The sequence below is a fragment of the Oribacterium sp. oral taxon 108 str. F0425 genome, assembly GCF_000214455.1.
GTDB lineage: Bacteria > Bacillota > Clostridia > Lachnospirales > Lachnospiraceae > Oribacterium > Oribacterium asaccharolyticum.
In genome coordinates this window covers 1,032,789-1,049,019 of record NZ_AFIH01000001.1, presented here as the reverse complement: position 1 = coordinate 1,049,019, position 16,231 = coordinate 1,032,789, and the positions used below count along the sequence as shown (strand labels likewise).

Below are 16,231 nucleotides of genomic sequence, written 5' to 3'. Positions count from 1 at the left end.
CTTTAAATAAGTTTATGTTAATTAATGTAACATAAGCGATTCCAAGCCACTGTCAAGAAGCGTCCAATCCAGAGTTTGAAAGTCCTTCTGTACTTCTTCAATGTGGATACGATCCTTTTCCTCGAATTTCTCGCAGGTATTCAATGCGTATTCAATCAAATCCAAAGACTTCATATCAAAGCCTTCCTCCGGCGTCTTATCCAAAAGCACCGATTCATACGGAGTCTCATTGGGCTTAATCGACCCGTCCAAAGGGTGGGTCAAAATCTTTGCTCCCGAGTGAACCATGTCCCGCACTCCCCGTAAAACATCCATGAAAGATATTTCACGAAAATCAATCTCTACTTTTACATCCGGATACTTCTTCGGAAAATTCTCCTTAACCAGCGGATTGTTTGTCAAAATAACAAGGGTCTTCATAGATTTTTGCTCCTTTCTTTTAGTGGAACAAAAAACAGGGGCAGGAAAAAATCTTTTCCGTTCCCTGTTTCATCATTGATTCAGAGTCCCCTGCATACTCATCCTTTTACCTGAAAGATTCATTGTTTTCTCGACAACTTGCCTCTTCGGTGGTTTGCACTCTCTCTGAGTATGCACTGTTTTTTGATTTGACTTTATTTTAACATTTCAACCGATAAAATCAACTAATCAATGCCAGTTATAGCTAATTGCTATAAGCAAATTATACATTTATATAACAAATATAGCGGAAGATATTTGCACTTTCCCTATAAGTGCTTTTATATTGACTTCTCCGCATTGTTAGCGATATCCTCCTCTCTATTTATAGTTTTAGTCTATCAATCAGGGTCCCTATATCTAAAAACAATTTTACATTCTGCTCCTTATTTTATATCCTAAAGATAACCCGAGACGAAAGTCTAAAATAGCCAAAGATGAAGAAGAAGAAAGAGCCCAAATAGAAAAAGCTCTTTCTTCTTTTTTGGAGTTTTCTCTGTACAAGCGAGATATCGCACGCTTCGCATATAATACTCGTTCTGAGCAAGATGCTTCATGCCACGTCCGCGAAACTTTTTAAGAGTAAATCGCTGTGCCTTCTCCGCAAAACACGGAAAAGGCACAGCGACCGAAATAATCCTATATTTTATTTTCTATTCAGTTTCTATTACTTGCTTCTCTTCTTCGTATCTTTTACTACATTAAAGAGAGCCAGAAGTGCCAGTACGTTTGGGATAACCATCAAAGCGTTAAAGAAGTCGGACATATCCCAAACCAGATTTACCTTAAGCGTTGTACCGATGATGATGCAAGCCACAACGATTGCGGAGTACAGCTTTACTGCTCCTTTACCAAACAGGTACTGAACATTTACCGCACCGAAGAAGTGCCATCCAAGTACTGTAGAAAAGGCAAAGAAGAAAAGACAGAAGGCAACGAAGAAGTGACCGAAGTTACCGAAGCCGGACACGAAAGCCTGCTGTGTCAAACGAATACCGGTAAAAGCCTCTCCTGTTGTCGGATCAATTGTTCCAAGGATTCCGCTCGTTAAGATAACAAATACGGTTAAGTTCAATACTACGAAAGTATCGATAAATACGGAAACCATAGCGCAAAGTCCCTGTGCATCCGGGCACTCTGCCTTTGCTCTTGCATGAGCGTGAGGAGTAGAACCCATACCTGCTTCGTTGGAGAAAAGTCCTCTAGCCACACCGAAACGGATTGCCTGACGAATGGTGATACCTGCTGCCGCTCCAACTACCGCCTGCGGGTTGAAAGCGCCGATAAAAATGGAGCTGATTGCACCGGGAAGTGCGGAGATGTGCATTACGATGAAAACCAAAGCACCTACGATATAAACCCCTGCCATAAGCGGAACAACCTTCTCCAATACGGCAGCCAGTCTCTTTGTTCCTCCAAAGAAGATAAAAGCGCCGATGGCTGCTACGAATATTCCGATAGCTACGCTCGGAACTTTGACATTCATTACGGCAAACACTTCCTTAAATGCAGCACCGATGGAGTTGGACTGCACCATGTTTCCCATGAAGCCGAGTGCAAGGGTAATGAAAACAGCAAAGGCAACTGCCATCGCTTTTCCGAGTGTTCCCTTAAAAGCGGCCTTGATATAGTAAACCGGTCCGCCGGTTACCTGTCCGTCCTTTTCCTCTTTATAGGTCTGTGCAAGAACTGCCTCTCCGTAGATGGTAGCCATTCCGAAGAATGCGGAAACCCACATCCAGAAAATGGCTCCCGGGCCGCCGCTTACGATAGCGGTTGCCGCTCCGGCAAGGTTTCCTGTACCAACCTGTGCCGCAATCGCCGTTGCAATAGCCTGGAACGGAGACATCTCTCCGCTATCATGCTTTTCACCATTCAGACTGAAATGTCCGAATACCAGCTTAAAGCCCTCTCCAAAACGGCGCAGCTGGATAAACTTCAGCCGAAATGTGTAATAAATTCCTGTTCCGCACAAAAGGAAGATGAGCAAAAAGCCCCATAAGAAATCATTCCCTTTGTTGATGATTGCATTTAATGCATCCATATTTTCCTCTCCTCTTCTTGATAAGTTGTTTGGCAAATGTTTTTAAACACCCTGCCGGTACAATTATTTGTTAATATTTTATCCAAACAACTGGTCCTTTTCAACAAAAACATTTTATTTATAGGGATAGTCTATAGTAAATTTTTATAAATAAAATCAAAAGTTTATGAATTTTAATCTTTTTTACTACTACTTGCAGACCTTGAGAATCGTAGATTTTGCAGCCCCTTTATCATGTCTTTCTTTAAGAAAAAGAAAAGAAATTTTCTTTCCGTATAAATTGAGCCATAGCCTTTCCCAACTGTATTTGTGCGCTTCCTGTGAGATGTACCCCGTCGGGAAATTTCTCCAGGGAAAGCTCTGCCGTATTAAAACAGGAAATCTCCGCTTCCTTACAGAATTCCGCCAGAGCCTCATTCAATTTTCCGTCCATTGTGCTAAAGGACTCGTAGGATTTATCCCCTCTAAAATCCAAAACCGGCGGACAAATATACAGAATGTGAGAAGCAATAAAAGGAATTCCTTCCTTTGAAAAGTCCTCTAAAAATTCCTTAAGACGATTGACCACCCTTGGAATATCCGGCCTTCCGTAGCTTAGGAAATCATTTACCCCTAAAAATACGATTAGAAAGTCCTCTTTTGTAAATCCCTTGCAGGCTTCCTTGAAGTCTTCCCACTCAAAAGGAAGATAGGGAATACAACGTCCTACCTTGGCGTGGATGGAAAAACGAAGTTCCGGAAAGGCTTGCTCCAGCATCGTCGTGTAGCGTTCCTCCACCGGAAGCCTCAGATCCTGATGCTTCTCATTCGGAAGATAGCCGTAAGTTAAAGAATCCCCATAAATCAGACAAGAACGTTTTCTTTCAGTTCTTTCCTTCATAGCCTTCCCCCTCTTACAGATTCGATATTTATAAAAGAGATACCGCACACTATGTGGACGGTACTTGTTAAGAATATGCATTTCAATTTGTATTTGTTTTTTATCGAATCTGAATTGTAATGCATTTTGATTCCTATTCTCCCCTATCCTTTTTGTAAAGCGTGCGAAGACATCGGCACTTAATGCGCACAAGCAAAGCGATGTGCGAATTTAGTACCGCTATGTCGTAGCCCGAGCGAGAGCAACTTTACAAAAGGATAGAGGAGAAGAGATAAACGCTTATTTATGATTCAGCTCCGGGCCGGCTACTCGCTCCGCCTCTCCCGCAACCCTTTTCGTCATCTTCACCTTATCAAAGTACTGAATCAATGCTTTAGCGCACTTTCTGCTCGTTCCAAACTGATCCTTTAAGGTCGCAATACCTAGCACCTCATTTTCCGAAAAATAGCTCTTAAGATAGTCTTCCACCTTATCGAGATTCTTCTTTAAAATCAGAAGCTCAGGATCCTCTCCCACCTTTACAAGTTGCCCCTCCACTACCAGATTTTGCAGGATGTCGAGGAAGTCCTCTTCCTTCGCTTTCTTTCGGTCGAGCTCTTCCACACGGGGAAGCATAAAGCCGGCTTCAGAAAGCTGAGACAAAATATTTTTTTCGATTCTTTGGTAAGCTTCGTCCTTGAAATCCGTTCTATCTGTGAGGAGCAGGTATTCCCCTTCCAAACGTACGCCGGAAATAAAGGGCATGCAGGCATCAAAGAGGTTTTGCTTGCTGTTCTTTAAGAGCTTTTCGCGCATCTCCGCCTTCGGAATGCCGATTCGATAGGGATGCTTTTTATAAAAAGCTTCCAGTACATGTTCCATTTCCGTGCCGAGGATATACGCATTTTCCTTATGCAGAAAATAGCGTTCCTTCTGCACAAGAACAGGGAAAACACGCTCTTCCCGAATCAAATTCTCCATAGCGGGCTCAATTTCTTCCTTCGAGTGGGAAATGCGCTTCGCAAGGCTCGGGATTGTATACAAGGTTTCCAGTTCTTCTCGAAGAAGGGTTTCCAGTACATCCTCTAAAGAGCCCTTATCCTTACTTAAAAGTTCCTGAATGGCATCGTCCGAGAAACGCTTCTTCTTTCTGGCATTGGGTTCAAGTACCACGCCGCCTCCGATGGTTTCCACCGGACTGTAAAAGCGGAGAATAAAACGGTCGCCCCGCTTAAATACCGTTTCCTCTTCCAAAATAAACTCACAAAGCCCCTCTTCTCCCGGACCGATTTCTTCCTTGTCAAGAAGCACCACGCGGCAAAGCACTTCTTTCGTCCCGGACAGGAAATGCAGTCTTTCCCTGTTTTTCAGGCTTCTCTTCGTATCGGGAAGCATGGTCACTTTTCCGTCCATAAGAGTGGAATTCTCCATACTGTTTTCCGCGGAAATAACGGATCCCTTATGGAGCTCTTCCTTCTTTACACCAGTTAAATTCAGCGCCACACGCTGTCCGGCTTCCGCAATTTCAGAGTCCTGCTCATGCACCTGAATGTTTCGAATTCTGGCATGAAGTCCCTCCGGGTAAATCTCCAATGCATCCCCCTTATGGAGCGTTCCCGAGATAAGGGTTCCCGTAATAATGGTTCCAAAGCCCTGCAGGCTGAACACACGGTCAATCGGAAGACGCGGAATTCCCTTCGTATCCCGCTCAGGAAGAGAAGAAACCATTTTTTCAATTTCTTTCTTTAAAGTCTCTATTCCTTCCCCTGTAACGGAAGAAACACGAACAACCGGTGCATCCTCCAGGATGGTATCCTTCAGTTCCTTTCGAATATCCTCTTCCATCATGGAGATCCATTCCGGATCCACGGTATCACACTTTGTCAGCACCAAGATACATTTTTCAATACCGAGGAGCTTCAGGATATCCAGATGCTCTCTTGTCTGTGGCATGATTCCTTCATCGGCAGCCACAACCACAAGTACCATATCCATGCCCACTACACCGGAAACCATTTGCTGAATAAACTTCTCATGTCCGGGTACATCAATGATTCCGCAGCGTAAGCCTTCTTCCAAATCAAACCAGGTAAAGCCCAGCTCAATGGTAATCCCTCTATCTTGCTCTTCCTTTAAGCGGTCCGTATTCCTACCGGTCAGCGCCCGTATCAGTGTCGTTTTTCCGTGATCGATGTGTCCTGCCGTACCGATGATAATGTGTTTCACTCTAAAGCCTCCTGAAAACTCTCTACTACTCTCTCTAATTCTTCTTCCCGAATCGTACGAAGATCAATCCAGAAATCATCCTCCATAACTCTCCCGATTAAGGGCTCCTTGGTAAAATGCAGTCGCTTCTCCAGCTCCGGCACGCTGATTTTATGCGGATGGAAGGATACGGCAAAACTGTCCATATAAGTATCCGGAAGAGAGCCGCCTCCCACCTGTGAGGTACAGGCACGAACTGTACAGTCTCCCGGTAACCGATTGTCCCGGAACAAGTTGCATAAGCGCTCTGCTCTCTCCTTTATAGAAGAAAGCGGTTCGGAAAGCATTTTCAAAACCGGAATCCGCTCTTCAATCCCCTCCATATGAAGATACTCTCGAAGCGTCATGGAAAGTGCCGCCACCGTAAACTTGTCAATGCGAAGAGCTCTTGTCAGCGGATTCTTCTTCATGGCATCGATATACTTTTTCTTGCCGATGATAATACCGGCCTGCGGTCCGCCAAGGAGCTTATCTCCGCTAAAGCAGACAACGTCCACTCCGGACTCGATTGCCTCCTGCACCATCGGCTCATGTCGAATCCCGTACTTTTCCAGCGGTAGAAGGACGCCCGAACCCAGGTCTTCAATAATCGGGATATTGTGCTCTAGGGAAAGAGCCTTTAAGTCCTTTGCCTCTACCGACTCGGTGAATCCCATGATACGATAGTTACTGGTATGCACTTTTAAAAAGGCCTTCGTATTTTCCGTAATTGCCTCTTGATAATCGGACAAATGGGTCTTATTCGTCGTTCCAATCTCCACCATCTCCGCATCGGACTGCGCGCAGACGTCGGGAATCCGGAACTTCCCCCCTATTTCAATTAACTCTCCACGGGAGACAATAACTTCCCCGCCCTTTGCCAGAGTGGAAAGAATAAGCAGCACGGAAGACGCATTGTTATTGACCACCATAGCATCCTCCGCCCCGGTGATTTTACAAAGCATCTCTTTCATATGAGAATAGCGCTCGCCTCTCTTTCCCTCTTCCAAGTTATACTCGAGGTTCGAATAGGAAGAAAGCAGCGTCGCAAGCTCGGTAGAAATCTTGTGGCTTAGCGGTGCTCTTCCGAGATTCGTATGTAAAATGGTGCCGGTTCCGTTTAAAACCGGACGAAGTTTCAGTTCGATTCCCTGCTCCACGTGCTCCGCTATCGCATCCTCAATATGGTCAATTCTGCGCAGAATTTCGTCTTCTCTATTTTCTTCGGAGGGAGACAGTAGTTTGATTTCTTCCCGTATCTCCTCGACCGTTTCTCTTACCTTGTCAGTCACATAGGAAAGACCGTAGTCTTGAATTAAATCCAGTACTTTCCCCTCTTCCAAAAGGATGTCCACCTTTGGAATTCTTCGGAATAAATTGTTCTTGTCCATATACCGCTCTTTTCTGTTTTGATGATTGGAAAAACGAGATACTGTGCTTTTCTCGCATGAAACTCGTTATAGACGAGATACCGCATACACCGCACACGATAGCCGTCTATAAAAGAAAAATGACATAATCAATTTATTATAGCAAAAAAGAAGAGAGGGAAAAAGTAGGACTTTAGCACGAATCTGTTAACTCAAATTTCACAAATATGTTAAATAATATTTCACAAATGTGTTAATTATAAATACACAAATGTGTTAAATAATATTTCACAAATGTGTTAATTTGATTTGATATTAGCTTCCAAGTAAACTATAATTAGACTTGAGGAGACCAACTATGAAAAAGAAGAAAAAAACATATCGAGACAGAATAACGGATGAAGCACTACAGCTAAAACTCAAGGCCTTTGGTGCCACTCTTATAGTAGGTCCTAAAGGTTGCGGAAAAACGACTACAGGAAAGCATTTTTCTAAGAGCTATATTGAGTTTCAAGACGAAGATAACAGAGAAAAATACCTGAGTGTCGCAGAAAATGTTCCCTCTAAATTATTGCTTGGAGAGAGGCCAAGGCTTTTTGACGAATGGCAAGACGCCCCTAAAATTTGGGGGGCAATACGAAAAGATATTGATGACACCGGGCTTAAGGGTCAATACATCCTTACCGGTTCCTCTTCTCAGAAGGTGGATACACCCCATACGGGGACATTAAGAATATCCACGCTGAGAATGTTTCCTATGAGCCTTTATGAAAGTGGAGAATCGTCAGGAAATGTATCTCTCTTGGATCTCTTCAATGGAAAATCCATTGAGTGGGAGGAGTCAAAAATAAATATTGATGATTTGATTTATGCCATTTGTCGAGGAGGATGGCCTCAAAGTATCGATGTAGAAAATAAAGAAGTTTCGCTTTCTATCGCATCAGATTTATTTTATCAAACATGCCATAGTGATATCTCAACTATAAGCCAAACAAAAAGAAATCCACTTTGGGCAGAGCGTTTACTTCGATCATACTCTCGAAACATCTGCACCTTGGCAGAGACAAAAACAATCTATGCGGATCTCACATCCACTACAGAAATATCAAAACCAACATTCTATGACTATTTTCATGATTTGGAAGATCTCTACATTATAGACGAAATTCCCGCTTGGTGTCCTGCCATAAGGTCTAGGGATGCAATCAGAGCGGGCAACAAACGTAACCTTGTTGACCCCTCTATAGCTGTTGCCGCTTTAGGTTTAAGTCCGGATTACTTTAATAGCGATTTTAAAACATTAGGCTTTCTATTTGAATCATTGTGTATTCGAGATTTAAAAATATACTCATCCGGATTGAATGGGGAAGTCTCATACTATCATGACCGCTATGGACTGGAAGCTGATGCCGTTCTTCATCTTAAAGATGGTCGTTACGCTTTAATTGAGTTTAAGCTTGGAAGTAAAGAAATTGATATGGGTGCAAAGCATCTGTGTGAAATAGAACAACGAATATCTGTATATAACGAAAAGGAAAAGCAAGTTCCTTTAAGATTGCCTGATCTTAAACTCATTATAACAGCAACGGAATATGCTTATAAACGAGACGATGGAGTTTATGTTATCCCGATAGCATGCTTGAAATCCTAAGTATTTTATCCTGCTTCATGCTTAAAAATATTCAGCACCACAGGAATATAAAAAGCAAAGTTCAAAGTTAGTAGCACAGCCAAGTAGCTGATATCAAACAAACTCTCCCCTAACTCCATTCCAAACGCCATTCTCTAACTATCTTAAGTGTTTTCCTATTTTTTAATTCCTAAGCTGTAGCCTTATTCCGCCTCCACATGATACAAGGCATAGAAATAGCCCTTTTTCTCCAATAGCTCCGTAAAGCTTCCTTCTTCCTCGACTTTTCCGTTCTTTAATACGCATATTCTATCCACACGGCTTAAAATCCGACTGTCCAAGTCGTGTAGGACTAAAATTTCCGTCGTATTTTCAATATTTAGCAAGGTATCCAAGACCAGATAACTATTTTCCTTGTCCAAAGACGCGGTGATTTCATCCGCAAGTAAAATGGGCGTTTTCCGAAGCAAGCTCCGCGCAATACTGATTCTCTGCCTCTCTCCGCCGGACAAGGCTGCCCCGTTTTCTCCACATAGATAGTCTAAGCCCTTTTCCTTTACGAGATTCCGAAGTCCTGCCCGCTCTATCACGGACTGTAGTTCATCTTCCCGGTAATTCTGAAAAAGGCTAATATTCTCTCGAATCGTGCCGTCAAAGATAAAGACCTCCTGCTGAATGTAGGAGATTTCCTTGAAAAGCCTGTCTTCTCCCAAATCCATAGTGTCCTGCCCGCCAACGCGTATTGTCCCGGACTGTGCTCTTTCCATGCTCATAAGGATTTTCAAAATGGTGGACTTTCCGCTTCCGGAAGTCCCGAGAAGAACCACCTTCTCTCCTTCTTTTACCCGCAAGTTTAACTCTTTCAGAACTTCTTTTCCCTCCGAATAGGAGAAGCAAATCTGATTAAAGAGAATCTCTCCGCGAAGGGAAGGTATCGATTCATCCGGACTTTGCTTTTGCACTCTTATCTCTTGTTCTTCTACTATTTTTTTATCTTCTATAGCAGTTTGCATCTCCGCTATTTGTTCTTCTTTTACTCTATTGTTCTCCGGCGTATTTTGCGGCACTTCCTCCCTCTTTATTGTATCCCAAAACTTATCCGTAAGCCTGTACGCGGCCTTCGCTTCCGTAAGCATGGAAGGAAGTGAACTTAAAGGATCAATCAGATAATGAATCAGCTGTGAGAAGGCAATGACCGTTCCGATGGAAATGCTATGCCTGGTAAAGGCGATATAAGCAGATAGAAAGAGGATGGAAAGCCTTGTGACATAACCGGAAATGGCCGCAAAGTAATTTACCTTTTCGACGCACCTTTCCCGTTTCAACATCGTCTCTTCCGTTTTTTCGTTTACCGCGCCATGCAATTTTGAAAAGATGGCTTCCACCTTATAGCTTTTGATAATTGTAAAACCGATGGAAAAGTCTTTTAAAAAAGCAAGATACTCCGCATTCTTCGTCGATAAACGTTCCTCCAGCTCTCCCATATTTTTTCCGGAATACAGCGCCGCAAAAAAAGGAATGAGAGAAAGAACGCAGGACATACAGGCCAAAAAGACATTGTAACGAAGCATCACAATAATCGCGCCGATACCACAGAAAATAATCTGCGTGATAATCGGAATCTGATCCAGAAACTGCTCTTTTATCTTCATGAGGTCATTACTTAATGCGGAAAGATACACTGAACTGTTCGAAGCATAAAAATCCGCAACCTTCTTTTTCAATAAATAATCGCAGGCAAAGTTCCGGTACTGTAAGACCGCCCTGGTACTGAATTTTGTTCTGAAAAAATAAGTCGCCACGGCGGAAAAGAACTCCATCAAAAAAATACCGGCAGTAAGAAGAATAATTCCCTTTAAAGAATATTCCCTACTTCCCGATAAGTAATCAATCAGAATCTGAAAAAGCTGCGGTACCGAAAGAATCGCCAAAGATAAAACACTGGTTCCAAGCACCGCCATAAACAAATTCAAGCTATTATTCTTAAAAAAATTCCGGCTCAGCGGATTGCATTTTAACATGATTCAAGTACGCCCTTCGTTGTTCTACCTCATGATAAAGACTCAATATGATTTAGAATAGCATAAGTGTATGCAATAAAAAAGAACTGCGGAGTTGAAAAATTATTTTTGCATAATTTTGCGAATAGTGAAATAAGGGGTAATCTGAGCCCGTCAGCACTTGCTGAAAGCCAGCGTAGCGAAGCTTGAAGCTTAGTGCTGCTACGAGGCGAGGTTAGCGCAAGCGTGCCCCTATTTCACTATTCACAAAATATGCAGTTCTCTCCTCCGCAGTTCTTTATTTTATTTCTCTGCTGTTTGTAAACGAATCAAAGCTCTATAAAGCTTAGCCTGTGCACGAACTCGCGCTTCTTCGGATTTCTCCTCCTCGATGCGCTTTTCGGCCTTGGCTTTGGCGCGCTCTGCACGCTCCACGTCGATTTCATCACTCCACTCGAAAGTGGTCGGAATCAATCTGCAGTGGTTATCCATCATGGAAAGCATACCGCCGATGCAGGCGCCCTTTTTCTCGGTACCATCCGGAAGAATGACCTTGGCAGTTCCCATTCCCACTGCAGTGCAGTAGTTAATGTGGTGTGCCATGATAGCCAAATCTCCGGTGATACTGCGAAGGCTCAGTCTCTCCACTTCTCCCTTGAACTTTTCTCCGTCCATAGAAACAATCTCTAACGGGAACATTGCCATAAGCGTCCCTCCTTACTGTTTCTTTGCTTTTTCAAAGACTTCTTCAATCGTTCCTACCAAGAGGAATGCAGACTCCGGCAGCTCATCACATTCTCCGTCCAGAATCATCTTAAAGCCGCGAATGGTTTCCTTCAAAGGAACATACTTTCCTTCGAGTCCGGTAAACTGCTCCGCTACAGAGAAGCTCTGAGACAGGAAGTTCTGAATCTTTCTCGCACGGTAAACGGTGATCTTATCCTCTTCGGAAAGTTCATCCATACCCATGATGGCGATGATATCCTGTAATTCCTTATAACGCTGTAAAACCTGCTGTACGCCTCTTGCTACCTGGTAGTGCTCTTCTCCGACAACTTCCGGAGTCAGAATACGGCTGGTGGAATCCAGAGGATCCACTGCAGGGTAAATACCCTTACTTGCAATATCTCTGGAAAGTACGGTCGTCGCATCCAGGTGCGTAAAGGTTGTTGCAGGAGCCGGGTCTGTTAAGTCATCCGCAGGCACATAAACCGCCTGAACGGAAGTGATGGAACCCTGCTTTGTGGAAGTGATACGCTCCTGTAAAGCACCCATGTCGGTTGCCAGGGTCGGCTGATATCCTACGGCAGAAGGCATTCTTCCGAGAAGTGCGGAAACCTCCGATCCTGCCTGGGTAAAACGGAAGATATTGTCAATGAAGAGCAATACGTCCTGATGCTTCACATCACGGAAATACTCTGCCATAGTGAGACCGGAAAGTCCGACTCTCATTCTTGCTCCTGGCGGCTCATTCATCTGTCCGTAAACTAAGGCTGTCTTATCCAAAACGCCGCTTTCCTTCATCTCGCCGTAAAGGTCGTTACCCTCACGGGTACGCTCTCCTACACCGGTAAATACGGAAATGCCGCCGTGTGCCGTTGCGACATTATGGATTAACTCCATAATCAACACGGTTTTTCCTACACCCGCACCGCCGAAGAGACCGATTTTACCACCCTTTGCATAGGGGCAAATGAGGTCTACAACCTTGATTCCTGTCTCCAGGATTTCTGTCGCGGGAGTCTGTTCTTCAAAGGAAGGAGCCGGACGATGAATCGCCCATCTTTCCTCTGTTTCGGGAGCCGGCTTCTCATCCACTGGCTCACCCAAGATATTAAAAATTCGTCCTAAGCAGCCGTCTCCGACAGGCACCGTAATGGGGCTCCCCGTATCAACTGCTTCTGTTCCTCGTACAAGGCCATCCGTTGAGCTCATGGCAACGCAGCGAACCGTGTCATCCCCCAACTGTTGTGCTACCTCACAAATCAGCTCTTTTCCGTCGAGCTGAATGGAAATGGCATTTAAGAGGGCTGGCAGTTCGCCTTCCTGGAAACGAATATCCAGAACGGCACCCATGACCTGTATGACCTTTCCTACATGTTTCTCTGTCATGTATTTCTCCTTTAGCTATCCTATAACTCTTCCGCACCGGCAACAATTTCCGTAATTTCCTGGGTAATGCTTGCCTGTCTGGCTCTGTTATAGAACAGACTCAATTTATCAATCATCTCTCCGGCATTGTCCGTAGCCGCTTCCATTGCAGTTCTTCTTGCCGCAAGCTCGCTGGCAACAGAAGTGCAAACACCGCTAAAGACGAGTCCGGCAAGATACTCCGGCACTATCGCATTAAAAACATCCTCTCCACTCGGTTCATAAAGAATCAAGTTTCGGATTGCCTTCGCCTCTTCTTCACTCTCCTCTTTCAAGGCTGAAAGGGGCAGGAGGGAAAGGCTTCCTACCTTCTGGCTCATCATGGAAATAAAGTCTGTATACAAAAGAACAATATGTCCGAATTCCCCTTCACGGTAGGCTTTACAGAGTTCTTTTCCTATGGCATAGGCATCGGAGACATTTAAATCTCCTACCAAACTATAGTTTTCATTCACAATGCTGTAGTGTTTCTGTCTTCCATACTCAAGGGCTTTCTTTCCTAAGGGAAATAAAGCAAAATCCTTTCCCTTTACCTCTTCCTCCAGGGCACGGAAGAGGTTTGCATTGTAGCCTCCCGCCATACCGCGGTCTCCGGCAATCAGCACATAGCACCATTTTTCCGATGTATTACTCTTCACATAGGGAGAGGAAAAATCGGTGTTGCCATTTGCGATTTCCGACAAGGTTTTCTTCAAGGTCTGAAAGTAAGGCTTCGTATTCTCGGCCTTCTCCTTCGCTCTTCTTAATTTGGAAGAAGCTACGAGTTCCATCGCCTTGGTAATCTGCATTGTGTTCTGAATGCTTTTAATACGGAGTTTCACGGACTTCATATTTGCAGCCATGTTTTTCTCCTTTTATCTCTACTTCTACAGTCTCTTTAAAAATTCCTCTGTAAAACGCTCCAAGGAAGAATTTAACTTCTTCTCCGTATCCTCTTCCAGCTTTCCGGTACTTACAATAGCCTGCATAGCATTAACAGCCTCTGCATCGGAGTCAAGGAAGTGATACAGCTCTTCTTCGTACTTCTTGATATCCTTTACTTCCACCTTGCTTAAAATACCGTGTACTACGGCGTAGAGGATGGCTACCTGCTTTTCTACAGGAACGGGATCACCCTTGCCCTGCTTCAATACTTCCACGATACGTTCACCTTGTGCCAGTCTTTGCTTGGTATCCTGATCCAGGTCGGATCCGAACTGGGCGAAAGACTGCAGCTCTCTATACTGTGAATAAACGAGCTTCAAGGTACCGGCAACCTTCTTCATGGCCTTAATCTGCGCATTTCCTCCTACACGGGATACGGAGATACCGGGGTTAACCGCCGGCATGATTCCGCTGTGGAAAAGCTCGGTCTCGAGGAAAATCTGTCCGTCTGTAATGGAAATAACGTTGGTCGGGATGTATGCCGATACGTCACCTGCCTGTGTCTCAATAATCGGGAGTGCCGTAAGAGATCCTCCGCCAAGTTCCGGAGACAGCTTTGCCGCTCTCTCAAGCAGTCTGGAGTGTAAGTAGAATACATCTCCGGGGTAAGCTTCTCTTCCTGGCGGTCTTCTGATTAGAAGGGAAATTGCACGATAAGCCACAGCATGCTTACTTAAATCATCATAGATGATCAGGACATGCTTACCCTGATTCATAAAATACTCACCCATAGCGCAGCCTGCATACGGTGCAATATACTGCAGGGGGCTGGGCTCGGATGCGGTAGCCGCAACAACGATGGAATAATCCATAGCGCCGGCATCCTTCAATTCATTCACAAGAGCGGTAACTGTAGATCTCTTCTGGCCGATAGCGACATAGATACAGATTACATCCTTCCCCTTCTGGTTGATAATGGTATCAATAGCAATGGTTGTCTTACCGGTCTGTCTGTCGCCGATAATCAACTCTCTTTGTCCTCTTCCAATAGGAATCATGGAGTCAATGGCCTTGATTCCCGTCTGCAAAGGCTCTTTAACCGGCTGTCTTTTAATGATGCCGGGTGCGGGACTTTCAACAGCACGGAACTCCGTACTCTCAATGGGTCCTGCTCCATCGATAGGCTGTCCGATTGCGTTGACAACTCTGCCAATCATCGAGTCTCCTACCGGTACGGAAACAACTCTTCCTGTACGCTTTACGCTCTGCCCCTCTTTGATTCCTACATCGGATCCAAAGAGCACGGCAGAAACACTGGTTTCTTCCAAGTTCTGAGCCATACCGAATGTACCGTCACTAAATTCCAGAAGCTCACCCGCCATACAGTTTGTAAGGCCGGAAACTCTGGCGATACCGTCACCAACCGTAAGAACGGTGCCGGTTTCATTTTGTACGATAGCATTTTGGTAATATTTTATCTGGCTTCGAATGACCTCGGATATTTTTTCTGGTTTTAATTCCATTCTATGCCCATCCTTTTTACAAGACTACTTCATTTACATTTTTCCGTATCTCTTTTAATCTGCCGGAAACGGTACCGTCTAAGGTTTTTCCGTCAACTTCCACCTTAAGACCTCCCAAAACTTCAGGATCAATCTTCTCCGACAGGATAATCTTTTTCTGACAAAGCTTTTCGAGTTTGCTAACCAAATTCTCTTTTTGCTCTTCGCTTAAGGCCACAGCACTTACCACAAGAGCATCGGTAATTCCCTCATCCTCTTGATATCGCTTTTTGTATGTTTTGTAGCACTCGGAATAGCTCCTGAGTAAGCCCTTTTCCAATAAAACCTTTAAAAAGTTTAAAAGATAGGGCTGCAGTTCTTCCGAAAAAGCCTGATCCAAAAGAGAGAGTCTTTCCTTCTTAGGAATAGACGGCTCCAGCAAAAGACGAATATAATCGGGGTTTTCCTGAAAAAGAGCCTTTACGAGCTCCATTTCCTCCAAAACTTCCTTCGTAATCTTCTCTTCCTTTGCTAAGTCATAAAAGCTCTTCCCATACAAAGCGGACGACTGATTCATGATGCCTCCTCTACATTTTGTAAGAATTCATCAATTAAAGCCTTATGCTCATCTTCATGGATTTCCTTCTCCACGACTTTACCGGCAATGTCCATAGCGAGACTTCCGATTTCGTCCTTCACTTCATTCAAAGCTTTCTTTCTTTCCAGACGAATATCCGCTTCCGCTTTTGCCTTGATAGAGCTTACTTCAGCCTGTGCCTCTTTAATCATTTCCTCCGCACGGATGCCTGCATCCTTCTTTGCGTCTTCAATAATACGGCTAGCCTCACCTCTGGCATCGGACATGCTACTCTCATATTCCGCCTTTACGGCTTCCGCATCTTCCTTTGCTTTCTTTGCCTCTTGAATATTCTGATCCGCAAGCTTCTGTCTCTTCTGTAAAACCTCATTGATTGGCTTAAAGAGGAAGCGTTTAATCAGGTATACTTGAATAAAAAGGTTCAAAATCTGGGCAATGAAGGTCCACGGTATGATGGTTACCAACTGTTGCGATTCCATCCTTTTTCTCCTTTCTATCTTCTTTTAGGAA

The 16,231-nt window shown here is 44.2% G+C and carries 13 protein-coding genes and 1 riboswitch; of the genes, 1 reads left to right on the top strand and 12 read right to left on the bottom strand.

Annotated elements, in window-relative coordinates:
- Positions 1-21: 21 nt before the first annotated feature.
- The 5 genes from HMPREF9124_RS04990 to selA all read right to left on the bottom strand — a co-directional run bounded on the left by HMPREF9124_RS04990 (position 22) and on the right by selA (position 6,997).
- On the bottom strand, positions 22-420 hold the full coding sequence (locus tag HMPREF9124_RS04990; protein ID WP_009428541.1) for a GrdX family protein: 399 nt from the start codon (positions 418-420) through the stop codon (positions 22-24).
- Between the two features lie 88 nt (positions 421-508).
- Positions 509-599: riboswitch (glycine riboswitch) on the bottom strand.
- A gap of 527 nt (positions 600-1,126) precedes the next feature.
- Positions 1,127-2,503: an alanine/glycine:cation symporter family protein gene (locus HMPREF9124_RS04985; RefSeq protein ID WP_009428038.1), complete on the bottom strand. Its 1,377-nt coding sequence runs from the start codon at positions 2,501-2,503 to the stop codon at positions 1,127-1,129.
- 244 nt (positions 2,504-2,747) lie between these two features.
- Entirely contained in the window at positions 2,748-3,383 is a 636-nt protein-coding gene (locus HMPREF9124_RS04980) for a GDSL-type esterase/lipase family protein (RefSeq protein WP_009429675.1), read from the bottom strand.
- A 279-nt stretch (positions 3,384-3,662) separates the two neighbouring features.
- A complete protein-coding gene (gene selB / locus HMPREF9124_RS04975; RefSeq protein WP_009428398.1) occupies positions 3,663-5,588 on the bottom strand; it encodes a selenocysteine-specific translation elongation factor in 1,926 nt (641 codons plus the stop codon).
- Positions 5,585-6,997: an L-seryl-tRNA(Sec) selenium transferase gene (gene selA, locus HMPREF9124_RS04970; protein ID WP_009429384.1), complete on the bottom strand. Its 1,413-nt coding sequence runs from the start codon at positions 6,995-6,997 to the stop codon at positions 5,585-5,587. The genes selB and selA overlap by 4 nt, the downstream gene beginning before the upstream one ends.
- 337 nt (positions 6,998-7,334) lie before the next feature.
- Here selA and HMPREF9124_RS04965 point away from each other — a divergent pair, with 337 nt between their 5' ends.
- A complete protein-coding gene (locus tag HMPREF9124_RS04965; protein WP_009429474.1) occupies positions 7,335-8,627 on the top strand; it encodes an ATP-binding protein in 1,293 nt (430 codons plus the stop codon).
- Between the two features lie 182 nt (positions 8,628-8,809).
- Here the strand turns inward: HMPREF9124_RS04965 and HMPREF9124_RS04960 are convergent, their stop codons facing one another.
- The 7 genes from HMPREF9124_RS04960 to atpF all read right to left on the bottom strand — a co-directional run bounded on the left by HMPREF9124_RS04960 (position 8,810) and on the right by atpF (position 16,200).
- Entirely contained in the window at positions 8,810-10,627 is a 1,818-nt protein-coding gene (locus tag HMPREF9124_RS04960) for an ABC transporter ATP-binding protein (protein ID WP_009429200.1), read from the bottom strand.
- Between the two features lie 282 nt (positions 10,628-10,909).
- Positions 10,910-11,311, bottom strand: a complete 402-nt coding sequence (gene atpC / locus HMPREF9124_RS04955) for an ATP synthase F1 subunit epsilon (protein WP_009428759.1) — start codon at positions 11,309-11,311, stop codon at positions 10,910-10,912.
- A gap of 12 nt (positions 11,312-11,323) precedes the next feature.
- Positions 11,324-12,718: a F0F1 ATP synthase subunit beta gene (gene atpD / locus HMPREF9124_RS04950; protein ID WP_009428085.1), complete on the bottom strand. Its 1,395-nt coding sequence runs from the start codon at positions 12,716-12,718 to the stop codon at positions 11,324-11,326.
- A 20-nt stretch (positions 12,719-12,738) separates the two neighbouring features.
- Positions 12,739-13,599 carry an ATP synthase F1 subunit gamma gene (atpG, locus tag HMPREF9124_RS04945; protein ID WP_009429496.1) on the bottom strand — a complete coding sequence of 287 codons (861 nt, stop codon included), beginning with the start codon at positions 13,597-13,599 and terminating at the stop codon, positions 12,739-12,741.
- 24 nt (positions 13,600-13,623) lie between these two features.
- Positions 13,624-15,144, bottom strand: coding sequence for a F0F1 ATP synthase subunit alpha (atpA, locus tag HMPREF9124_RS04940; RefSeq protein WP_009428816.1), 1,521 nt, complete (start codon positions 15,142-15,144; stop codon positions 13,624-13,626).
- A 16-nt stretch (positions 15,145-15,160) separates the two neighbouring features.
- Entirely contained in the window at positions 15,161-15,700 is a 540-nt protein-coding gene (gene atpH / locus HMPREF9124_RS04935; RefSeq protein WP_009428431.1) for an ATP synthase F1 subunit delta, read from the bottom strand.
- Positions 15,697-16,200: a F0F1 ATP synthase subunit B gene (gene atpF, locus HMPREF9124_RS04930; protein ID WP_009429007.1), complete on the bottom strand. Its 504-nt coding sequence runs from the start codon at positions 16,198-16,200 to the stop codon at positions 15,697-15,699. Before atpF ends, atpH begins: the two co-directional genes overlap by 4 nt.
- Positions 16,201-16,231: the final 31 nt, after the last annotated feature.